The organism is Pyxidicoccus sp. M6 (genome assembly GCF_055568925.1).
This window is the reverse complement of record NZ_CM145714.1, coordinates 5203742-5220335: the sequence shown is the minus strand read 5'-3', so window position 1 is coordinate 5220335 and position 16594 is coordinate 5203742. Positions and strand designations below refer to the sequence as shown.

General features: G+C 66.8%; 12 protein-coding genes and 1 pseudogene. 4 read left to right on the top strand and 9 right to left on the bottom strand.

The window, feature by feature from the left end; all coding sequences use genetic code 11:
* The first annotated feature begins 161 nt into the window (after positions 1-161).
* Entirely contained in the window at positions 162-1091 is a 930-nt protein-coding gene (locus tag ACVTJA_RS20835) for a LysR family transcriptional regulator (protein ID WP_465838564.1), read from the top strand.
* Between the two features lie 42 nt (positions 1092-1133).
* Here the strand turns inward: ACVTJA_RS20835 and ACVTJA_RS20830 are convergent, their stop codons facing one another.
* Positions 1134-1571, bottom strand: coding sequence for a phosphate-starvation-inducible PsiE family protein (locus tag ACVTJA_RS20830; RefSeq protein WP_465838562.1), 438 nt, complete (start codon positions 1569-1571; stop codon positions 1134-1136).
* Positions 1572-1654: 83 nt separating this feature from the next.
* On the bottom strand, positions 1655-1798 hold the full coding sequence (locus tag ACVTJA_RS20825; protein WP_465838561.1) for a hypothetical protein: 144 nt from the start codon (positions 1796-1798) through the stop codon (positions 1655-1657).
* A gap of 586 nt (positions 1799-2384) precedes the next feature.
* Between ACVTJA_RS20825 and ACVTJA_RS20820 the strand changes: the two genes are divergently transcribed.
* Together ACVTJA_RS20820 and ACVTJA_RS20815 are read left to right on the top strand one after the other, a co-directional pair.
* A complete protein-coding gene (locus tag ACVTJA_RS20820; RefSeq protein ID WP_465838559.1) occupies positions 2385-5756 on the top strand; it encodes a DUF8189 domain-containing protein in 3372 nt (1123 codons plus the stop codon).
* A 294-nt stretch (positions 5757-6050) separates the two neighbouring features.
* Positions 6051-6497 (top strand): annotated as a pseudogene (locus ACVTJA_RS20815) (hypothetical protein); the annotation flags it as partial.
* A 28-nt stretch (positions 6498-6525) separates the two neighbouring features.
* On the opposite strand, the gene ACVTJA_RS20810 reads toward ACVTJA_RS20815, so the two are convergent.
* From ACVTJA_RS20810 to ACVTJA_RS20790, 5 genes are all read right to left on the bottom strand, one after another.
* Positions 6526-7218, bottom strand: coding sequence for a LamG domain-containing protein (locus ACVTJA_RS20810; protein ID WP_465838558.1), 693 nt, complete (start codon positions 7216-7218; stop codon positions 6526-6528).
* Between the two features lie 41 nt (positions 7219-7259).
* A complete protein-coding gene (locus ACVTJA_RS20805) occupies positions 7260-10655 on the bottom strand; it encodes an outer membrane protein assembly factor BamB family protein (RefSeq protein ID WP_465838556.1) in 3396 nt (1131 codons plus the stop codon).
* A 243-nt stretch (positions 10656-10898) separates the two neighbouring features.
* A complete protein-coding gene (locus ACVTJA_RS20800) occupies positions 10899-11276 on the bottom strand; it encodes a hypothetical protein (RefSeq protein WP_465838554.1) in 378 nt (125 codons plus the stop codon).
* A gap of 134 nt (positions 11277-11410) precedes the next feature.
* Positions 11411-12250: a hypothetical protein gene (locus ACVTJA_RS20795; protein ID WP_465838552.1), complete on the bottom strand. Its 840-nt coding sequence runs from the start codon at positions 12248-12250 to the stop codon at positions 11411-11413.
* A complete protein-coding gene (locus ACVTJA_RS20790) occupies positions 12250-13299 on the bottom strand; it encodes a cupin-like domain-containing protein (protein ID WP_465838551.1) in 1050 nt (349 codons plus the stop codon). The genes ACVTJA_RS20795 and ACVTJA_RS20790 overlap by 1 nt, the downstream gene beginning before the upstream one ends.
* 55 nt (positions 13300-13354) lie before the next feature.
* Here ACVTJA_RS20790 and ACVTJA_RS20785 point away from each other — a divergent pair, with 55 nt between their 5' ends.
* Positions 13355-13519, top strand: a complete 165-nt coding sequence (locus tag ACVTJA_RS20785) for a hypothetical protein (protein ID WP_465838549.1) — start codon at positions 13355-13357, stop codon at positions 13517-13519.
* A 9-nt stretch (positions 13520-13528) separates the two neighbouring features.
* On the opposite strand, the gene ACVTJA_RS20780 is transcribed toward ACVTJA_RS20785, so the two are convergent.
* A complete protein-coding gene (locus tag ACVTJA_RS20780) occupies positions 13529-14536 on the bottom strand; it encodes a cupin-like domain-containing protein (protein WP_465838548.1) in 1008 nt (335 codons plus the stop codon).
* 150 nt (positions 14537-14686) lie between these two features.
* Positions 14687-16591: an SBBP repeat-containing protein gene (locus ACVTJA_RS20775; RefSeq protein ID WP_465838547.1), complete on the bottom strand. Its 1905-nt coding sequence runs from the start codon at positions 16589-16591 to the stop codon at positions 14687-14689.
* Positions 16592-16594 lie beyond the last annotated feature (3 nt).

The window sequence follows — 16594 nt, the reverse complement described above, 5'->3', positions numbered from 1 at the left end:
AGAGAAGTAGCGCTGCCCGGTGCGCGCCACCAGACGGCCAATGGGCGAAGGGCCTTGAAGCTGCGATTTAAAATGGCCCCTGCTAAGACCGCGGAATGGCGGCGCCTGAGGCGCCATGCTCCGGTGAAGCATTCGTTCGTGCGCTTGGGAGGACGCTCTCGGTGAAGACCAACCTCCTGCCGCACCTGCAGACGTTCCTCGTCGTGGCCCTACGGCAGAGCTTCAGCGCCGCGGCGCGCGAGCTGGGCATCTCGCCGGCAGCGGTGAGCCAGTCCGTGCGGCACCTCGAGGAGCAGCTGCGCGTGACGCTCTTCACCCGCACGACCCGGAGTATGGCGCTCACGGAGGCGGGACGTCGGCTGCTCGAGGGCGCGGGCCCTGGCCTCGGGCAAGCGCTCGCCTCCCTGCAGGAGGTGTCGGCGGGTCCGGGTGAGGCGGTGGGCCGGCTGAAGCTGACGGTGCCCGAGATTGCGGTCCCCTTTGTCATCGCGCCGGTGCTGCCCGCCTTCCGCGCGCGTCACCCGCGGGTGGAGGTGGAGGTCGTCGCGGAGAACCGCTTCGTGGACATCGTCGCGGAGGGCTACGACGCAGGCGTGCGCCTGCACGAGGCCATCGAGCGCGACATGGTGCAGGTGCGCCTCACGGAGGCCTTCCGCTTCGTGGTGGTGGCCGCCCCCGCCTACCTCGAGAAGCACGGCACGCCCCGGAAGCCCGAGGACCTGCTGCGCCACGAGTGCTTCACCATCCGCATCCCCTCGAGCGGGGCGCTCTACGCCTGGGAGCTCGAGCGCGGGAAGCGCAACTGGCGGGTGCCGGTGCGCGGCGGCGTCGTCACCAACAGCCGTCAGCTGATGCAGAGCTTGGTGGAGCAGGGCCAGGGGCTTGCGTATGCCTTCGAGCCGGCCGTGGAGGAGGCGCTGCGCGACGGGCGGCTCGTGCGGGTGCTCGAGGAGTACTCCCCCAGCGTTCCCGGCTTCTTTCTCTACTTCCCCAGCCGCGCGCAGCGCTCGGGACCCTTGCGACTCTTCATCGACGTGGCCAAGGAGCTCGCAGTCAGGGCGGGTGGCGCCCGTGCTCTGACGCGGACCTGATGTGGGCGTCCGAGGGACTCGATCGGGACGCGGCTTCGCCGTCTATTCGCGGTTCGAATCAGGGCCATCGCTGGCGTGGAGCCGATGGACCAGGAACCAGGTGGCGCCGACGGACAGAAGGAGCAGCGAGAGGGGCAGGACCTTCGGAAGATTTTCCGCGTCGAGCTCCATCACCACAATCTTTCTGACGACCGCAATCAGCGCGGCCTCCATCACCGTTGGCACGATGCTGCGGTTGCGTAGATGTGCGATTCCAATCTTGAAGAGCTCGAGCGCGATGAACACCACCAACCCAACATCGAGCAGGTGCGCGATGGCGACAGCGTCGAAGGCTCCCGCCAGGAGCCCCCTGCGCACAATTGCCAAGAGGAACGCTGCGAGCCCGAGCACGGCAACGAAGGCCGTGCCGATGGTCACGCCTACGCTGAGGCTGACTTCGATGCGCTCCAGCCATCGCTCGACAGTGCTTCGCGCGCCCATGTTTCCCCCGTGGTTGGCAGACTCCGCGCATCGGTGGGATGGCGGATGAAATCCACCGGCAGTGGAGTGTACCCCTCTCCTCGTCACGTGGCATGGCGAGGAGGTACGAAGTCGTGACTCGCGCGCAGGGCGGCCTGGCCGTCGCGCAGCGCCACCTCCCGCTCGCGCAACGCCTCTGCCTGGGCGCGCACACGCGTCAGCGTGCACACCCGCGCGAGCAACTCCATGCGGAGCAGGGCTTGGGGACGACGTCGTTGGCGCCGGTCGCCAGAGCCAGCTCCAGGTCCTCGACTTCGGTACATGCCGTCAGGACGAGGGTGGGGAGGAATACCCCGCCGTCCACCTGCTATTCGTTCGGGCGCTCGGCGTAGCGCGCGGAGGGCTGACACAGCACAGGGCCGAACTCCGCCCTCAGTCCCGTCCGCCGGCCCGGGTTTGGACACGGACCGGCGTGAACCTTCCTCCCTGATGAGCGTGCATGGCCTCGTGCCTGTGCCAGTGATTGCGCCCCCGTGGGGACATGCAGACCGTTGGCTTGAACAAGTCCCGAGACGAGGAATCAGGCTCGTGGCTCGAGGGGGGGCCGTCCTCATGAAATCACTTGGAAGCTCGCTCGCTGGTGCCCCCAGCGCCACCTCGTGCGCTCCCGGGCGCACCGACGTTGTCGCTGTTGTCTCGGAACAGGGTGCGTACAAAATAGCGCACTGGCAGTTGAATGGTGATGCGTGGAGGAAAGCAGACCTCCAGTGGGGGCCCGTTCCCGCGGAAGGCATCTGCGCCGTGTCGTCGGCGCCGAACATCCTGGATGTCTTCGTGGCAAGTCCCGCCGGCAACACCCCCTGGTGGTGGCAATGGAACGGGACGATGTGGCTGACACGCGGGCCGCTCCCAACCGGCGCGAACCTGCACCCGGTGCCCGTCGCCGCGGTCTGCGCGGGGCCCAACAACATCGACGTCTTTGCCGCGGGCCAGGGCAACACCCCGAACTGGTGGCATTGGGATGGAATGCGCTGGAGCCCTCCGGTTCAGCTCCCGGCCGTCGCGAACCTGCAACCCGTCCCTGTCGCCGCTGTCTCTCCCCGGCCAGGGCGTCTGGATGTGTTCGCCGCCGGAGCCGGCAATCACCTCTGGCACTGGTGGTGGGATGCGACCCTCTCTCCGTTCTGGAACGTGGCGGAGCGCGGCGGGAATCTGCCTGCCGAGGGGGTGAGCGCCGTCTCCTGGGGCCCTGGCCGGCTGGACGTCTTCGCCGCCGCGCGCGGAGGTGGGAATAACAACCCCCTCCTGCATTGGTGGTGGGACGGCGGCACGTTCAGCCCCCCAGAGTCCTTGGGTGGAAATCTCGTCCCCGGGACGGTCAGCGCGGTGTCCCATGCCCCCAACCAACTGGATGTCTTCGGCATCTCCGGGGAGGGCCGCCTGGTTCGCTGGCAATGGCATGGCACCCGCTGGAGCGGTCCCGACTCCTTCGGCAACAACCTGCCAGCGGGCGATGTGAGCGCGGTGGCTCGCGCCCCGAACCAGATCGAGGTCTTCGTTCGTGGCCCGGATAATTCCCTGCAGCAATGGCCAGGAGGCGGGCTGGAGAACGCCAGCCATGAACCCTGGACCAACTGGCCCGGCAACCACGGTCCCATCCCCGTTGCCGGACGCTGCCGGCCGGACAGCCTCCGGGAGCTGGTCACGGAGGTACAGGAAGCAGAGCGGAGTGGCCGCCGGGTGCGGGCCGTCGGGAGCTCCTGGTCCAACTCAGACGTGGCCGTGCCCACCCGCGATGACGCCTATTTGGTGGAGACAGACCAGCTCAACAGGGTCTTGACCGATGTATTGAGCGCGAGCCCGAGCGTATTGAACGACGCCGGCGCGGGGCTCCGGCTGTTGCACGTCGAGGCTGGCATCAAGCTTCATGACCTGAACAGGCTGCTCGACAGCAGGGATTGGGCCATGCGGACCCTGGGCGGCGCCACCGGCCAGTCGCTGGCTGGCGCGCTCTCCACCGGGGTTCACGGTTCGGACTTCGACCGAGGCGTCCTCCCCGACACCATCCGAGCAATCCACCTGGTAGGCCCGGGGGGCGTCCAGCACTGGATTGAGCCGACGATAGGAATTACCCGGGGGCCCGCTCTGGCAATGGCACTGGGCATCCCCGAGACCCAGATCCATTACGACGACAACTGGTTCAACTCCGTGCTCGTGTCCATGGGCAGCATGGGGATCATCTATTCCCTCATCGTCGAGGTGGATCCGCAGTACGACCTGGAGGCGACCTGCGAGCACTTCGACTGGGAAACGATGAAGGCCCGGCTGCGGTCGACTGGCACGGCGGACGACCCCTTCGCGGGCCACCGTGCCTTGCAGGTGGTCGTGAGTCAGTTCAAGCACGACGATGGGTCACGTCCCTGCTTCCTGACCCGGCGCAAGCAGAGGGAGAAGACCTTCCCGCTCGCCGGAGATCCGATGGAGAACCTCTATTCGCTGCTGGCCAGTCTCTCCGTGCCCCTGCTCAATGGGAATCCCAACATGTACCCGGGCGTCGTCAAGGGCGTGCTGTTCCAGTCGCTCAAGCAGGAGACACGGCGCGGTTGGGCACACACCGTGATGGCCTCCTCACGCGAGCCGCCGGCGAAAGGACTGACGCTGGAGGTTGCATTCGACGCCACCACCGACGCATATCTGGGCTTCGTAGATGCCGCGTTGGAGCTCCTGGACGCGGAGTACGCGCAGAATCTCCGCGGCTGGGGCGGCTGGGTTTCGCTTCGGTTCCAGGGCAGGTCCAAGGCCTATCTGTCACCGCAGTCCCGGTCCGAGCGAACCTGTACGATTGAATTCGCCGCCGCGGCTGGCTTGGACAGCACCGTGCCACTGCTGAAACGCCTCGAAGACACCGCTCGAGCGCACGGAGGGATCCAGCACTGGGGCCTGTCCAACGACCTGACCGCCGCGGATGTGGCGAAAGCCTATCCCCGGCTGGACACCTGGCTGAAAGTCCGTGGGCAGCTCACCAACAACGGAGCGATTCGGACATTCGACAATGACTTCACGGCGCGCTGCGGCTTGAGTGGCACGCCCGGGGCTCGGTGGCACTGGAGCAACCTGGGCAAGCCCCCCGCCGCGAACCTCCGAACGAGGATGGGTGCGGTCACCGTGAAGGACACGCCCACCTCGGGCGAGAGGCCCCACGTCTTCATCGAGGGCAACGACTTCAACCTGTGGTGCCTCTGGTGGAGCGGCACGGGCTGGAACTGGCTCAACATGGGCAAACCGCAGGGGGTGAACCTGGTTGGCCTGGCGGGAGCGGTGACGGTGATGGACACGCCCACCTCGCCGCAAAGGCCAAGCGTCTTCCTGGCGGGAAGCGACGGCAACCTCTGGTGCCGCTGGTCCAGCGGCACGGACTGGTACTGGAGCAACCTGGGCAGGCCCCAGAGCGCGAACATCCGCGGCTTGATGGGCGCGGTCACCGTGAAGGACACGCCCACCTCGGGCGAGAGGCCCCACGTCTTCATCGAGGGCAACGACTTCAACCTGTGGTGCCTCTGGTGGAGCGGCTCGGACTGGAGCTGGCTCAACATGGGCAAACCGCAGGGGGTGAACCTGGTTGGCCTGGCGGGGGCGGTGACGGTGATGGACACGCCCACCTCGCCGCAAAGGCCAAGCGTCTTCCTGGCGGGAAGCGACGGCAACCTCTGGTGCCGCTGGTCCAGCGGCACGGACTGGTACTGGAGCAACCTGGGCAGGCCCCAGAGCGCGAACATCCGCGGCTTGATGGGCGCGGTCACCGTGAAGGACACGCCCACCTCGGGCGAGAGGCCCCACGTCTTCATCGAGGGCAACGACTTCAACCTGTGGTGCCTCTGGTGGAGCGGCTCGGGCTGGAACTGGCTCAACATGGGCAAACCACAGGGGGTGAACCTGGTTGGCCTGGCGGGAGCGGTGACGGTGATGGACACGCCCACCTCGCCTCAAAGGCCAAGCGTCTTCCTGGCGGGAAGTGACGGCAACCTCTGGTGCCGCTGGTCCAGCGGCACGGACTGGTACTGGAGCAACCTGGGCAGGCCCCAGAGCGCGAACATCCGCGGCCTGATGGGTGCGGTCACCGTGAAGGACACGCCCACCTCGGGCGAGAGCCCCCACGTCTTCATCGAAGGCAACGACTTCAACCTCTGGGATGAGTGGTGGGGATGACGGAGAACTGAATCGAGCGTGAGACCGCTGCGCGGGAGTCCACGCAGCGGCCCACGTGATGTCCCCACCCACGCGCGCTGGGACCGACCGGGAGAGGCGTCCAGTACCAGGTCCCGTCGGGTTTGAACGGTCAGCCGATGGCGAGGAGCCCCTGGAACGCCGGGGCATTGGACAGTTCGGCTGCCGTGGGAATGGCCATCAACAGATGACCGCGTCGCCGGCGTCGTTCACCGCGACGGCGGGCATCGTCCCAAGGCGACGACACCACATGAAGGCGACGAGAGCTTCTCGTATTTGTTGGCTGGAGCGAATAACAGTCACATCGCCACGCGCGTCGAGCGACACTCCCGCTTCACGATGCTTGTGAGGGTGGCAGGCAAGGACAGCACCAGCGTCGTCAAGGCTCTGACGCAGGCAGCTCTTCACTCAGAGGCAACTGGACGCGGTGGCGCTCCGTTGAACCAGCGTCCCCGCAAGACCCTGGAGTTCGAGACCCCAGCAGCCAGACTGCAGGTGGCTGCGCCGGGCCATCAGCGTGACAAGCCGCACCAAGGGGTAGCCGCTGAGTCCTCCGCCCCGGCCGACCGCCTGCCCTCCAAAGTGCTTCCGGTTCTCCTTCGAGTCCGGCACCCGGGCTGTCGTGCCGTCCACTCCATACAGGGCCAGCCTCCTCCACGCATGCCGACGCGCGCTGGCGTGGGCCCACGCGTCCGCGCTCTTCTCGAACCTTCTCGCCCTTGACTGATCGGCATTGCACCTGGCACGGCACTCACTTGAATGGGTCCTCTCCCTCGACGTCGATGAAGCGCAGGCTCCCGTGCGAGGCCTCGGGAGGAGTCTCGTCCAGTCCCCAGTAGAGGCGGAGTCCCTGCTCGTTGCCGCTCAGCTTGCGGGACATGTCACGGCGGATGTCCTCGATGGACCGGACGTGATCCCAGAGCGTGAATTCCGCCATGTCCCCGAGGAACTGATCGTTCGCATCCCCCGCGTAGCGCTGCCCGAGGACGAGCTGACGCCCGGCCTGAAGGTGGTTGCCCTCATGGAGGATGGCCGCCTCGGCGGCCGGCTCTCCATCCTTGATGACCTGGATCTTGTACCGATCCGCACCCTGCGGCTCCAGGGTGACCGCCAGATGGTGCCAGTCCCCGTCGGCGATGGAGACCCCGGTGGGCCCGAGACTGCCGTTGCTCCACCACACGCGGAGGTTCGCCGGAGAGCTGATCATGAGCCGATAGGCGTTGCTCAAGCCCTCCGGGTCCTCTCCGTAGTTCACCAGGGTGGCCGTGGAGCGATCCGTGGCGTAGGAGCTGTCCTCGTCGATCCTGTCGGGCTCCACCCACGCGAACCAGCAACACACCGTAAGGGAGTGGGTGGGGAACTGGTCCAGTCGGTCATAGGTCAGCAAGGCCCCCGGAGTGAACGAGAGGACCTTGCTGCGAGGCGGCTGCCGCTGCGTCGTCATGAGAGGCTCCCTTGGGTTTCGTGGGTCCTGGAGGCTGGCATCTACACCGTGGTCAGGATGCCGATGGTCCCCGTTGCGATGTTCAGCGCCGCGTCCACGGCGGCCAGGGTAACCCTCCCGACGGGGATGCCGTTGTATTGGATATTCCGGAAGAGCTTCGTGAGCATGAAGACGTTGGGCAGGCTCGCCAGCAGGAGGGTGTACGTATCCTTCCGGAACGCTTCGTTCCGGTCGATGTAGTAGCCGAAGCTGTAGAAGGTCAGCAGTCCCACGGCGAGCAGCATGATTTGTCCGCCGACCTCGTAGCGAGCGAGCGCGAACGCCTTTTCTTCCGGGGACGCGCCCTCACCGAAGAACCTCATCGCCGCGACGGCGATGTCGATGACGATGGGAACGGACGAGTAGGTCCAGATGACGGCGTTGGGCTCGAAGGCCTGGTGGGTCGTTCCCAGCACCTCGAAGAGGTCCACCAGCAGGAGCGTCTGGATCAAGATGGGAAAGGAAATCCCGAAGGCCACCTGCAGGCCGAAGTGGATGCGCACGTTCTCGGTCTGGGCAATCGAGCGGCCGCCCAGGAGCGGCCCTGATGCGTTGGGCGTGGTGGCATCGAGGATCTCCAGCGCGGCGTCCACGATGGCCCAGACCAGAAAGCCCCAGTAGGCAAAATGGGCCTTTCGGATCGATTGCCGGGGGGCCGGGCCACGGCTCCTTCCCTGGGTGGGTTCCAGGAGCGTCGCCGGAACCGCGATCAGCAGCGCGATGACGTCGAGCATCGTCATCGCATTGTTGGTCAGGTACCGGTAGAGATCCTTGATGAAAGGAATGGGCAGCTCCTGCTCGAGCAGCGCCAGGAGAACATCGTTCTCGATGAGCGTCTCCAGCAGCTTGACGAGGCCGAGGATGACGCTCCCGGCGAGGTCGAGCGCCAGGTCGACGATGCCCTGGAACACGGTCAGGAGGGCCGCCAGCGAGCTGGCCAGGAGGTCGGAGGCCGAGGCGTGGGTGAAGCCCTGGACGAGCTGGTCCCGGGTCCGTAGCAGGTCCGCCGAGACGGTCCCCGCCACCGAGTTGATGAACTCCACGACCGCCTGGGCAACGCTCCGGGCCAGGTCGAGGCGGATGGACGTGGCGTCCGTCGCCTCCGAGCGCTTCATGTCTTCCACCCGCTGGCTGGCCAGGGACTCCTGAGTCCGGGACAGCAGCCAGGAGGCCTGTGCGCCCTGCAGGGGGCTCTCCCGCCTGCCCTCGGTGCGGGTATTGAAGCTGTCCTGCCCGATGCTGTCGCGCAGGGCGTCGAACGCCGTGTCGACGTTCTGCCGGATCTCTGCCAGCCGTGCGGAGATGAAGCCGCGCGCCTGGCTCACATACCGGCCCTGCTTCACCTGATTCATGGCGCCGCGGAAGGTCTCCTTGAGCTCGTCGTGGGTGGCGAGGATGGCCGGCCAGTCGAGGGCTGCACTGAGCCACTCGAGCGCCTTCTGGATGCCGGTGGTGAGCTCCTGGAGGATTCCCTGAACCAGGAGGGTGACCTTCACGAGGGAGTCCAGCACGGCGTCAACCCAATAGGTCACGCCATCGATGACGACCTTCATGAGGGCTTGGATGCGGTCCCGAGCCTCGTCGGCGTAGGCGATGAGTGCATCCTTCACCTTCGCGCCCTGATTCTTGATGGCGTCCCAGATGTCCCCCGTGAACGAGCGCTCCGCGCGTCCCACGGGGTTGCGCCGCTGCTGGAGCTCCTGTCCCGTGAGGCCCTGGCGGAAGAACGGAGCCTGATCATCGAGGCTGAGGTGCCAGTTGTCGGGCAGCGTCAGCGGAGGGGAGAGCTGCTTTTCCTGGGTCACCAGGAATGCGCCTGCGTTGAGGAGCACTCCCGGAGAGCCGTCGAGCTGGCGCTTCTTCGTGGGAGCACTGTGGTCGCGTGCCTCGAGCACCATGCCCAGTGCGTTGCGGATGGCGCTCGCCGCGTGCGCGCACGCCTCGGGCTTGTCCTGGTAGGTGCCGGTGAGGATCCGGTTTCCCTCGAAGTCAGTGGCCTCCCGCAGCGCATTCTCATCCACATCGCCGAGGCGCTTGTGGAGCGAATGATCCGGGTACACCACGAGCTGCTCTCCCTCGAGCAGGAACGAGGGGCGGAGCAGGAGACCCGGCGCGGAGATGCTGTCGGCGGAAAAGACGATCCGCAACTGACCATGGGCGTTCGTCCGTACCTGAACCGAGGACTTGGGCCCCACGGGGTGGAGCTCGCCATTGATGCTCAGGGAGACCTGCTCCGTGGCGTGGACGACCACCTCCTCCTGCGCCAGGGCCGAGCCGTCCGGCCAGTGGAGGGAGACGTCCGTATGATACCGCGAGATTCTCTTCAGTCCTTTGCCCTGGGTGAGCGGCTGTGACTCGTCCCGCTCGAAGTCCTGGAGGAGCTGGGCATCGATGGAGAATTGGTTGAGCACCTCCGCGAACCGGATCGCCTGGAGCTTCTTGCCGCCGGTCACGAAGACATCGCTCCCGCGGGCCGCCAGCACGCTGGACCAGGAGCCCAGGGCGTGCTCGAGCAGGTTGCCGGTATCCGAGGCGTAGGCGTACAGCGAGTTCCCCTGGCCGAAGTACAGGATGTCGTCGACGGGATTGACATACAGGCTCGTGGTGACGGCCTGCGTGGAGCGGAACTCGTTGACGGACTTCCCGGTGTCCTTGTCCAGCACGTAGACGAGGCTGTTCTCACAGGCGAAGTAGACGTGCTGCTGGCCTGCGGCGGGGCCCGTGCTGATGTTGGCGGGGAGTGAGCCCCTCCACCGTACCTGGCCGGACCGGGCATCCAGTGCCTGAGCGGTGTGCCGGGCTGTCCCCACGTAGACGGAGTGGCCGTCCGTAGCGATGGGAACGTCCACGGTCGCGTCCGCGGCGTACTCCCAGACAGTGCGCAGGTTCTGAAGTGACAGGGCGAAGACGGTCGGGCTCATACCTGCCCCCTGCCCGGTGCCGAAGAGGACGCCGCTCGAGGCATGGTACACGGGCCGGGTGCTGCTTCCGCTCCCTCTGCGCTGCGCCACCTCCCACCGCCGCTTCCCCCGGCTCACCGCGACGATGTCCTGGTCCGAGACCACGTACAGGGTCTGGCCGGAGCCCGTCATCCACGAGACGGAGCCGCGGATGGACACGAAGGGAGTCAGCGTGCCGTTCGTGTGATTGAACACGAAGAGCTGGCTGTCCCGCGTGTCATTGCTGACGACCAGCCTGCCGTTGAACGGCACGATGACCCGGGGGTCGATAGGCAGGGTCTGGCTGAACTCCAGTGCTCCAGAGAACAGGTTGAAGCCCATGAGCACCGAGCCATTGGCGATGATGAGCATGCCGTAGGCGATGCAGCCGCCCGTCTGCGGGCCTGGCGCCTGGGTCAGGTTCGCTTCCCATCGGATTCCCTGGTTGAGTTCTGGCACGAGTGCTCTCCTGGGCACTGATTGTGGCAGAAGGGCATTGCAACGGATACCGACAAGGATTTCCCAAGGCTCCCGTGTACTCAGGCTCCTTCAACCACTTGACTGAGTAGGGAGAAGCCGCGTGGACGGCTACGTCCGGCACAAGCGCAAAAACCCTGAGATGGCAGGGAAGGCGTCCCAGACCCGCGCCGGTTGGCTGCGCGTCTGGGAGGCAGAACCGACATGCAGTTTCTTTCGCCAGAGCTACATGAGTGGACCCTGACAGCCTCCGGGGGGAGCGAGGCTTTCCAGCAACACCCACCCGGTCATGCCGACGCAGGCACCCGACAGCACGGACACATGGGCCTCTCCCTCGTTGATTTCATGTATCCACAGGCTCACGCCTTGAAGGAGAAGGCATTTTTCGAGGGGATCACCCGGGCTGACGGCCAGAGATATGGTCGCGCAAAGCATGACTTCGAGCCGACCGTCGTTTGGAAATGGCGGTTCGGCGGAAATGACCTCGGACGTGGCGGACCGCGCCGGCTGGGGGGACACTTCGGCGGCCGCCGCGGCTCCGCTGACGCCCGCAGCCAGCATGCCCACGAGGAGGGTGCTGGCGATGGATGAAATGTATTTCATGTTCTCCTCTCCAAGCAGTGGACTCGGGAGTCGGGCCCTCTAACCCGAGAGAGTCACATCCGGCCGCATGTGAGTCACGCAGCTCGCGCAGGAACTCCAGCAGCGCACGAGATCGGGCCCGACGCGGAAATCCGTCACTTGCTCTTTCGCCACGGCGGAGGTGTCGGCTCCGGAGGCGCCGGCTCCTGCGCCCATCTCGCGTTGGGCTCGGACACCGCGAACGTGAAGAAAGCTACCGACGTGCTCGCCTCCACCACCCGGTACGCAAGCCACCACCCCACGGGGACCAGGGCCATCTCCCCAGGTCCCAATTCAATCTCCAGGCGTGTTGCCGCGGCCTTCTCCTCGAGCTCCCCTGTCATGCGGCGCAGCTCGAACGCGGGGATGAGCTGAAGCCGCCGCCGTCCGTGGACCTGGCAGAGCAGCATGTTCTCCCGGACCGGACGCGACTCCGACTGGAGCTCTTGCTCTTCTACAGACAGCACTGGCCCGCCCGCGCGCGCGTCCGGCCGAACGTAGGCCTCGGGAGGCCGCAGCGACTCCAGCAACAACGCGTCACGAGAACTACCGGGCGACGAAAGCCGCTCAGGCCGCCACGCCTCCAGCGACGCCGCCTCCACCACCGTGCCCCGCATCACCACCGGGCGGTTCTGGAAGTAATACCGGTCGAAGAACTCCTCTCGTGACAGGGATTCCCGCCGGTCCACCCGCTCATGCCCGTCCGCCTGCCGATACAAATCCCCATACAAGTCCAACAGCCCTTCGAGCTTCCGGTTCAGAGCGAGCGCCTTCCGCGTCCCCTCGAAGCACGGGTCCGCCATCTCGGCGCGCACGGCCTCGCGAGCAACCGCCACGCCCACGCCCGCCCCTTCCAGCACCGAAACGAGCTCCACCTCATCCGCGCCCCGCAGCAGGTTCTCCACCACCCAGCGCCGCCACTCGGGAGCCAGCACTCCGTCACTGCCGTCCTTCATCACTCCACCTTCTCCGGCCGAGGGCCAATCCAGTAGTCCCGCCACTCCGCGTTCCGGGCATCCCGGTCGAAACACACGAACGTCACGGAAAGACTCACATCCAGCGCCTGCACCGCGTGCCACCAGCCCACGGGGATGAGCAGCGCATCCCCCGGCCCCACCTCACACGTGTGCACCGTGGCGCGCGCGAAGTCCGGGAAGCGCTCGACGTCCGGCGCGCGGATGTCCACCGCGCTGTAGAGGCCGCGGTCGTTGTAGAGCCACGGCGTCTCCCACGAGGGAATCAGCCAGAAGCGCTTACGCCCCAGCACCTGGCAGAAGAGGACGTTGAGGTGGTCGTGGTGCAGGTTGGACAGCGTGCCCGCCGGACCGAACCACAGGTGCACGCTGTGCGGCGCGGCGATGTCCGGGTGGATGTACCCCGCCGGAGCCCGGATGTCGTCCAGCAGCGGGCGGAAAGCCTCGCGCAAGAGCAGGCTGTTGCGCGCCACGAGGTACACGTCGTTCGTCTCGCCGCCGCCGCGCATGCGGGCCACCAATTCGCGCAGCGGCAGGGAGCGCCGCAGCCGCTCCGCGTTGAAGTCCGGGTCCGTGTCCGACTCGCGCCCCGCCATGACCTCCACCGGCTCGTCGCCGAAGCGCTCCGCGAGCCACTCCGGCGACCAGCGAGACAGTGCAGGCCAGTCCGCCATCAATCCCTCGACGATGACGGGCCGGTTGCGGTGGTAGTAGCGCTCGAAGAACGCCTCCGGAGACAGGCCCCGAACCCGCTCCACCCGAGGGCCGTCCTCGCATGTCTGTTGTTGCCGGTAGAGCGCGGCCCTCGACGCCAGCAGCGTCTCCATTTCGCGGTGCCGCGCCATCCGGGCGCGCGCCTGGATGACGGCGGGATGCTCCGCGACGGACGTCACCTCCGCGTGGGCCTCCTCGGGCGTGGCGCCAGAGTCACACAGGAGCGCGACGAGCCGGCGCGGCGGCACTCCGCGCGACAGGTTCTCCGCCAGCCATGCACGTCTTGTGTGCGAGGCATTCTCCTCCGGCCGAATCACGCGCGGGGTGCGGTATACCACCAAGGCCGTCCCCCCCATGGTCGTGGAGAAGTCGATGACGAAGAACGAGCCGCTCCCGAAGATCGTGCCGAACCCTCCCCCCAATCCCCCCACCATCCGCCGGGAAGCGATTGTCCCCAACCCGGGCAGCCACTCGCATCCGGAGACCGAGCGCAAGGCGCCCACTCCCCCGCCCACCACGCCGCCGCTGAAGAAGTGAGCAGCCGCCTCATCGCAGCCTCCACCACGTGTTGCCTCCCGGGACGTCGAACTCCTGGAAGGTGACGGACACGCTGACGTCGAGCGAGAGCACCTGGTGCCACCAGCCCGCGGGGATGAGCAACATCTCCCCGGGCCCCACCACCGCCTCCAGCACCTCCGCCTCCCGGTACGCGGGGAAGCGCTCCAGATCCGGCGCATCCGCGTCCACCTGACTCCAGACCTCGCGGTGGCTGTACATGCAGTGCGTCTGGAACGACGGAATCAGCCGGAAGCGCTTGCGCCCGTGAATCTGTCCGAAGAACACGGTGCCCAAATCATGGTGCATCGCCGTCCGCGTGCCCTGGGGCCCTACCCACAGCTTCACCGCCCCCACGAGCTCCGTCTGGCGCAGCACCCCCGGCGGGTAGCGCACGTCCTCCAGCAGCGAGCGCAGCTCCGCGCGCTCCAGCGCGAAGTTGCGGGCCGTGAGGTACAGGTCATTGGAGGGGCCCCCCTCCAGCAACCGGCGGATGAACTCGCCGAAGCGCATCACCGTGCGGCAGGCGTCCGGGTCCAAATCGTGGTCCACACGGGACTCACGGCCCGCCATGACCTCCACCTCCACGTCACCGAAGCGCGACGCCAGCGCCTCCGGCCGCCAGCGCTCCAGGGCGGGCCAGCCCCCCATGAAGTCCTCCAGGATGACGGGCCGGTGCGCGAGGTAGTAGCGCTCCATGAGCTCCCGCGCGGACACGTTGCGGCGGCGCTCCAGGCGCTGGTGCCACCCCGACTGCCGGTGCAGCGCCACGCGCGTGTCGAGCAGTGCGCGGAGCCGCCCGTGCCCCGCCGCGCGCAGCCTCCCCTGCTCCACCGCGGGGTGCTGCTGGACGGAGGCCACCTCGGCCCGCACGCGCTCCGCCGCGAAGCCCGCCTGGAGCAGCGTGCGCTCCAGCGTCTCCGGCGCCACGCCCAACACCAGGTTCTCCGCCAGCCAGGCCCGCCACTCCGGAGCCAGGTCCGATGCCACGTCGACCATGCCGTCCTCTCCACCGACGCCAGGATGCGCAAACAGCACACCCACTCTACAAGCCGTGCGGGCCGCTGGAAGGACTCTGCTCGCTGTGCGGCGAGGCGGGGACGGTCCGGCCCGTGCTGGGCATGCACGGGCCGGATGCGCGCTCGCCGCTCAGTAGAACTGAATCGACGCGATGGACACGAGGGTGATGGGGTACGTCGTGCTGTTGTAGTTGTCCGCCGTGATGAGCAGGCGATACGAGAGATAGCTCCCGGGCGAGTCGACCGTGTAGGTCCGGTAGTAGTTCGCATACCAGCCCGTCTGGTTGGTCACCGTGTCGACGGTAATCCACGACGAGCCATTCCATCCCTGGAGGGTCCAGTTCTTGGGCCCGCGCTGCTCGCAGCAGCTCCCGTTGTTGTACCGGACGTCATACGACGTCACGGTCTTCTGCGTTCCACCGCCCCACTCATAGCCAATCCATACCGAGGAGGTATTCGAGTTGGAGAGCCAGAGGGTGCCGGTGTTCCCGTCGAAGACCTTGTAGGCCTCGTAGCCCGAGGAGTAGGTGCCGCTGGACGTCACGGCTCCGGAGGGAGTCGTGCCGCTGGTCATGGGAGGAACCAGGCCGCTGGTGGAGCCCGAGCCCACGGAATACTTCGCGGCCACGCCTCCCGTCGCGTAGGCCGTGGCGCTGCCCACGTCGAAGTCGACCGAGCCGTGGGTGAGGCCATTGACGTAGAGGTTGCCCGAGCCATCCAGCGTGATGTCCTTCATAAGGTCATCCGCCGAGCTGTTGAGCGCGTAGGCCCACTGGTAGGAGCCATCGGAGCCGAGCTTCTCCAGGAACGTGTCCCCCGTGTAGCCCGCGGCGCCCAGGTGCGTGAGCGTCACCGTCGCGCTCGGGCTCGGGTGGTAGTCCCCGGAGTCGTAGAAGGAGCCCAGGACATAGATGGAGCCCGAGCCGTCCACCACGACGCCGCTGCCGACGTCCGCGCCGGCGCCGCCCAGCTGCACGGCCCACAGCGCCGCGTTGGTGGACGAGTACTTCGCGACGAAGGCATCCCAGTTCCCGAACGACGTCAGGCTCTGTGAGCCGAAGTTGGCCGTCCCCGTGAAGTAGCCGGTGACGATGACGTTGCCGCTGCCATCCACGGCAATCCCGCTGCCCACGCCGAAGTCGTCGCTGCCCGCGCCCACGATGCCGCGCGCCCAGGTCAGGGTGCCGCTCGACGTGTACTTGCCCAGGAAGAAGCTGGTGGGGCCGGAGGCCGAGGGCGTGCCGGAGACCCATACGGTACCGCTGTCCGGGTCCGCGTCCAGGGAGCCCGAGAAGCCCGCCGCGAGATAGAGATTCCCGCTGGAGTCCAGCACGAGGCTGGGGAAGTAGATGCCGTCCGAGGAGTCGAGCATCTTGGCCCAGACGACGTTGCCCGCGGACGAGTACTTCGCCAGGAAGAGGTTGTAGTTGCTGCTGGACGTCAGGTTCAGCGTCGCGGTGGATGGATTGAAGTCGAGCGTGCCGATGAACGTTCCCGTCACCACCACGTTGCTGGAGCTGTCGAGGCGCAACCCGCGCAGGTAGCCGCTGCCGGAGCCCAGCAGTCCCCGGGCCCAGACGAGATTGCCCGAGGCGTCATACTTCGCGATGAAGGGGTTGGGATAGCTGCCGCTGTTGGTCAGCGTGGTGGACGCGTCGAAGGAGACCGTCCCCCGGAAGTAGCCTCCGACGTAGACGCTTCCCGCGCTGTCAACGGCCAGGCCAAACGCGTACTCCGTGTCGCTGCCACTGATGCGCTTCGCCCAGAGGTAGTTCCCGCTCGCGTCATACCGGGCAATGAAACAATCCGACGTCCCGACGCTCGTCAGGTTCGCCGTGCCCGTGCCCGGGTCGAAGTCAGACGTGCCGTAGAATTCGCCCGTGATGTATACAGAGCCGCTGCTACCTACCTCCAGGTGCTCGATGTTCGAGTTGTTTCCCGACAGGCCCCTGGCCCATTGCAGCGTCTGGGCTGACGCGGGCGAGGTCCCGATGAATGCAACGAACGCGGCGACAAGGAACAACAGTCGTCTCATGGG

Coding starts and splice junctions, on each gene's coding strand:
- ACVTJA_RS20830 (WP_465838562.1), bottom strand. CDS start 1,571: ATGGGCGCGCGAAGCACTGTCGAGCGATGGCTGGAGCGCATCGAAGTC.
- ACVTJA_RS20825 (WP_465838561.1), bottom strand. CDS start 1,798: ATGGAGTTGCTCGCGCGGGTGTGCACGCTGACGCGTGTGCGCGCCCAG.
- ACVTJA_RS20810 (WP_465838558.1), bottom strand. CDS start 7,218: ATGACGACGCAGCGGCAGCCGCCTCGCAGCAAGGTCCTCTCGTTCACT.
- ACVTJA_RS20800 (WP_465838554.1), bottom strand. CDS start 11,276: ATGAAATACATTTCATCCATCGCCAGCACCCTCCTCGTGGGCATGCTG.
- ACVTJA_RS20795 (WP_465838552.1), bottom strand. CDS start 12,250: ATGAAGGACGGCAGTGACGGAGTGCTGGCTCCCGAGTGGCGGCGCTGG.
- ACVTJA_RS20785 (WP_465838549.1), top strand. CDS start 13,355: ATGACGAAGAACGAGCCGCTCCCGAAGATCGTGCCGAACCCTCCCCCC.
- ACVTJA_RS20780 (WP_465838548.1), bottom strand. CDS start 14,536: ATGGTCGACGTGGCATCGGACCTGGCTCCGGAGTGGCGGGCCTGGCTG.
- ACVTJA_RS20775 (WP_465838547.1), bottom strand. CDS start 16,591: ATGAGACGACTGTTGTTCCTTGTCGCCGCGTTCGTTGCATTCATCGGG.